Source organism: Helicobacter baculiformis, assembly GCF_900197685.1.
GTDB classification, from domain to species: domain Bacteria; phylum Campylobacterota; class Campylobacteria; order Campylobacterales; family Helicobacteraceae; genus Helicobacter; species Helicobacter baculiformis.
The window spans coordinates 1-4607 of record NZ_FZMF01000069.1 but is presented as its reverse complement, the minus strand read 5'-3'; the positions used below and the strand labels follow the sequence as shown (position 1 = coordinate 4607).

General features: G+C 44.6%; 1 protein-coding gene, 2 rRNA genes and 1 pseudogene. All 4 read right to left on the bottom strand.

Features of this window, described 5'->3' with window-relative positions; translation table 11 throughout:
- Nucleotides 1-204 (bottom strand): annotated as a pseudogene (locus tag C6G87_RS08075) (hypothetical protein); the annotation flags it as partial.
- Nucleotides 205-625: 421 nt separating this feature from the next.
- Nucleotides 626-961 (bottom strand): DUF535 family protein, encoded by a 336-nt coding sequence (locus C6G87_RS08070; RefSeq protein ID WP_233709078.1) that lies wholly within the window; start codon nucleotides 959-961, stop codon nucleotides 626-628.
- A 739-nt stretch (nucleotides 962-1700) separates the two neighbouring features.
- Nucleotides 1701-1816: ribosomal RNA gene (rrf, locus tag C6G87_RS08065) — 5S ribosomal RNA — on the bottom strand.
- 318 nt (nucleotides 1817-2134) lie between these two features.
- Nucleotides 2135-4607: ribosomal RNA gene (locus C6G87_RS08060) — 23S ribosomal RNA — on the bottom strand; the annotation flags it as partial.

Genomic DNA, 4607 nt, shown 5'->3' with positions numbered 1-4607 from the left:
GTGGGTTTGTGGGTTTGTGGCGGCTAGGGAGGTGCCTAGCCATGCATTTAAATTGGTGTAAAAACATCCATTGGCATAAAATGTAATGCTGACATCCGTATTTTTAAAGCGCTCCTCTAGCGCGCGGGCAAAAGTGAGAGCATATACCCCCAAACCCGTTAATTCTCCACTAATGGTAGACACATTGATAACAATTTTCTTCAAAAAAGCAACCCTCGATTTTTCCTGACTATAGCACAAAAATTAGAAATTTAAGTAGATTTTGCACGAAACTAATAAGCCTATGAGCATCAGAAACTTGCACTTTATGTTGACTGTTTTTCATTACAAAAACCTCCTAATGATAACAAAAACCAACTTAATCTAACACTACCATGTTCAAAACTCAAAGATGTAAAAATTAAAAAAATAAATAAAAAAGATGAGTGAGTTTCAAGATCCTCCCGCATCACCTTACTTTCCCATACTTGCAAAGGGTGCAATTTTCTCTCTACTATTTATGACTACCGATTTTTCCCCTTACTCCTGCGCTTTAGCTTCATTAAGTTGACTCTTGTGTTAGTCATGTCTATGTAGTATGTTTTTAAAATTTTCTTCTATAGTGTCTAAGAGTTGCCAGCGTTTTTTATGGATGGAGCGTTTTAGAGGGATAATGCGAGAGGTCTTTACGGGTATGGGGTAGATCATAGTAGGTGCGCCCTCCAATCTCCACTAAAACCGCTCCGCATTGCATAAACAGATCGTCATAGTCACGTGCAAGTCCTTGATAACCCGCATATCTGATGTAGCTGATTTGCGCCACATTAGGAATCCCTAGAGTCTTATTTAGTCCTAAAACTCTAGTGAGAATAATCTGCAACTCTACAAGAAAAAAGGCAGGTTGGCAGTAGCAATATTTGGTTAAAAATTTGATATGTTCTGGCTCTATCCCTGATATTGATTGAATGACGGTAATGAGCAAGTGCTTTTGGGGCAAGATACACAGTGAAGAAGTATATAAACGCCTAGAAGTGTTTTTCCGTTGTAAAGGAAATTTCCAACCATAACAAACCTTCTTGATAGATAAAACCTCGTAGGGTTTTTAAATAGAAGTTATATTCCCTCTCCCCCCTCGCAGTATCCGTCAAGGTATAGAATTCTACACTCTGTAAGTCTAGAAAATCTCTACAACTAAATCAACCATAATATACTTGTAAAAACTTTCTAAGAATTCAAGTTAAAAGCGATCTAATTCATACACTCCGTATGGGTGAGCCGGGCACCGGCAAACATCTAATAATTTTTTCAAAACGATAAAAAGGATTTTTGGAGGGAATAAAGGCTATAAATGTAGCCATATCAATTCCATTTTGCAACCAAACTTCTACTCTAGCCACCATTGTATCTACAACATAACTGCAAATTTTGGTGTACAAATCCCGATCGCGCTGGGCAAACCACTGTAGAGCCCGTAAAATCCTTAGGCAACTCACCCGGCACAAATTGGGGAAAAGCCGCCACATTGTCTTAAACCATAAAGAAACACAATGTCTTAAAAACGATTTAAGCATATATTTTTCCTTTATTTGACTCACAAAATTACAGGTCAATCTTTTTGAGTACTGAAGAAGTCTTAAAGGAGGAAACAACCAAAGCAATGAGAAAAACCAAAAACCTATCGTTGCAGAAAAACGCGTGAATACATTAAACACTTTAATAACCCCCCGCATCTACCTACTTTCCCACCCTTGCAAAGGGCAGTATCATCGGCGTTAGAGAGCTTGACTTCCAGGTTCGGGATGGGACTGGGTATTTCCTCTCCACTAGGGACACGGGGAAAAGCATGAAGCTTTTCTAGATGTTGTTGAAGCTTAAAAAGCCAAACCCTAAGAGCACTTAAACCCCCAGAGTGAGCCAAGACTCACTAGACTGAAAAAACTTTTACGCTTCCTAAAGCAAGTCTAAAGCTTTCAGAGAGCTCAAGAGCAGTCCTAAAGGCTAGGTCTTACCAAACTTGAATTTCTCTTAAGAAAGCCTAACAACACCCCTCAAAGACAAAATGCTATTCTAGCAAGTTGTCCTCAAGCTGTCAACAACCTATGCGTGGTTTCTACAAAGCACCATTACACTCAACAAGGCGGTGATACCTTATCAACCAAACAAGCCAAACGCTCTATTAGTAGTGGTTAGCTGAATGCATTACTGCACTTACACACCCACCCTATCAAACATGTAGTCTTCATGCGAGCTTCAGGGAAAGCTTATCTTGGAGTTGGCTTCGAGCTTAGATGCTTTCAGCTCTTATCACAACCATGCGTGGCTACCCAGCGGTGCTCTTGGCAGAACAACTGGTGAACCAGTGGCATGTCCATCCCGGTCCTCTCGTACTAGGGACAGCTCTCCTCAGCTTTCCTACGCCCACAGCAGATAGGGACCGAACTGTCTCACGACGTTCTGAACCCAGCTCGCGTACCGCTTTAAATGGCGAACAGCCATACCCTTGGGACCTGCTCCAGCCCCAGGATGCGATGAGCCGACATCGAGGTGCCAAACCTCCCCGTCGATGTGAGCTCTTGGGGGAGATCAGCCTGTTATCCCCGGGGTACCTTTTATCCTTTGAGCGATGGCTCTTCCACACGAGAACCACCGGATCACTATGACCGACTTTCGTCTCTGCTTGAGTTGTCTCTCTTGCAGTTAAGCTAGCTTGTGCCATTACACTCAACTGGCGATTTCCAACCGCCATGAGCTAACCTTTGTAAGCCTCCGTTACTTTTTAGGAGGCGACCGCCCCAGTCAAACTACCCACCAAGCATTGTCCTCCTTGAGGATAACTCAAGCAAGTTAGCTAACAAAAACGCCAAGGGTGGTATCTCAAGGATGGCTCCACAAGAGCCAAAGCTCTTGCTTCACAGCCTCCCACCTATCCTGCGCATGGCATTCCCATTAGCAGTGCTAAGCTATAGTAAAGGTCCACGGGGTCTTTCCGTCTTGCTGCGGGTAGGAGGAATTTTCACCTCCACTACAATTTCACTGGATCTCTCTTTGAGACAGCTCCCATCTCGTTACGCCATTCATGCAGGTCGGTATTTAACCGACAAGGAATTTCGCTACCTTAGGACCGTTATAGTTACGGCCGCCGTTTACTCGGGCTTCAATTCAAAGCTTCGCCCTTGCGGGCTAACCCATCCTCTTAACCTTCGAGCACCGGGCAGGCGTCACACCTTATACTTCCTCTTACGAGTTGGCAAAGTGCTGTGTTTTTGGTAAACAGTCGGGAGGGACTCTTTGCTGAGACCTACTTGCGTAGGCACACCTTATCGCGAACTTACGGTGCTAGTTTGCAGAGTTCCTTAAAGAGAGTTCTTCCACGCGCCTTAGAATACTCATCTCATCTACCTGTGTCGGTTTGCGGTACGGACAATTAGGGCTAAACTTAGAGACTTTTCTTGGCACGATAGTATCAGTGATTCTCTCTTTGGTCCGAAGACCGCCAAGAGCCTTTCAGGTTTCAAATACAGGAGCGGATTTGCCTCTCTCCCAATCTACACCCTTAGACCAACACTTCCATCCGTTGGCTCACCTAACTTTATGCGTCCTCCCATCGCACACCCTAATTGGTATAGGAATATTAACCTATTTCCCATCGCCTACCCCTTTCGGACTTGGCTTAGGACCCGACTAACCCTACGATGACGAACATCGCGTAGGAAACCTTAGATTTACGGCGGATACGATTCTTACGCATCTTATCGCTACTCATTCCTGCATGCTCACTTCTGTGCGCTCCAACACTCCTTACCGGTATGCCTTCAGTGCTGCACAGAACGCTCTTCTACCACTGCTCTAAAAGAGCAATCTACAACTTCGGTGTCTATCTTAGCCCCGTTATATTTTCAGCGCATGATCACTAGACCAGTGAGCTGTTACGCTTTCTTTAAAGGATGGCTGCTTCTAAGCCAACCTCCTGGTTGTTTGAGTAACCACACATCTTTTTCCACTCAGAATAGAACTTTGGGACCTTAGTTGGTAGTCTGGGTTGTTTCCCTCTTGACGATTGATTTTATCACCCACCGCCTGACTCCCAAGATACAACAAAAGGTATTCGCAGTTTGACAGGGTTTGGTACTGCGGCGAGCAGCCCTAGCCCAATCAGAGCTCTACCCCCTCTTGTTATGACTTGAGGCTATACCTAAATATATTTCGAAGAGAACCAGCTATCACCAAGTTTGTTTGGCCTTTCACCCCTATCCACAGCTCATCCCAGCCCGTTTCAATGGGCACGGGTTCAGTCCTCCACAAGCTGTTACACTCGTTTCAACTTGGCCATGGATAGATCACTTGGCTTCGGGTCTGCAGCGTCTGACTAATTCGCCCTATTCAGACTCGCTTTCGCTACGGCTCGTTTTCACTTAACCTTGCCAGACACCACAACTCGCAGGATCATTATGCAAAAGGCAGTCCATCACCCTGATAAATCATAGGGCTCTGAATGATTGTAAGTAGATGGTTTCAGGTTCTATTTCACTCCGTTACCCACGGTTCTTTTCACCTTTCCCTCACGGTACTTGTGCGCTATCGGTGTAGTAGTAGTATTTAGGGTTGGAGAGTGGTCTCCCCGGCTTCAA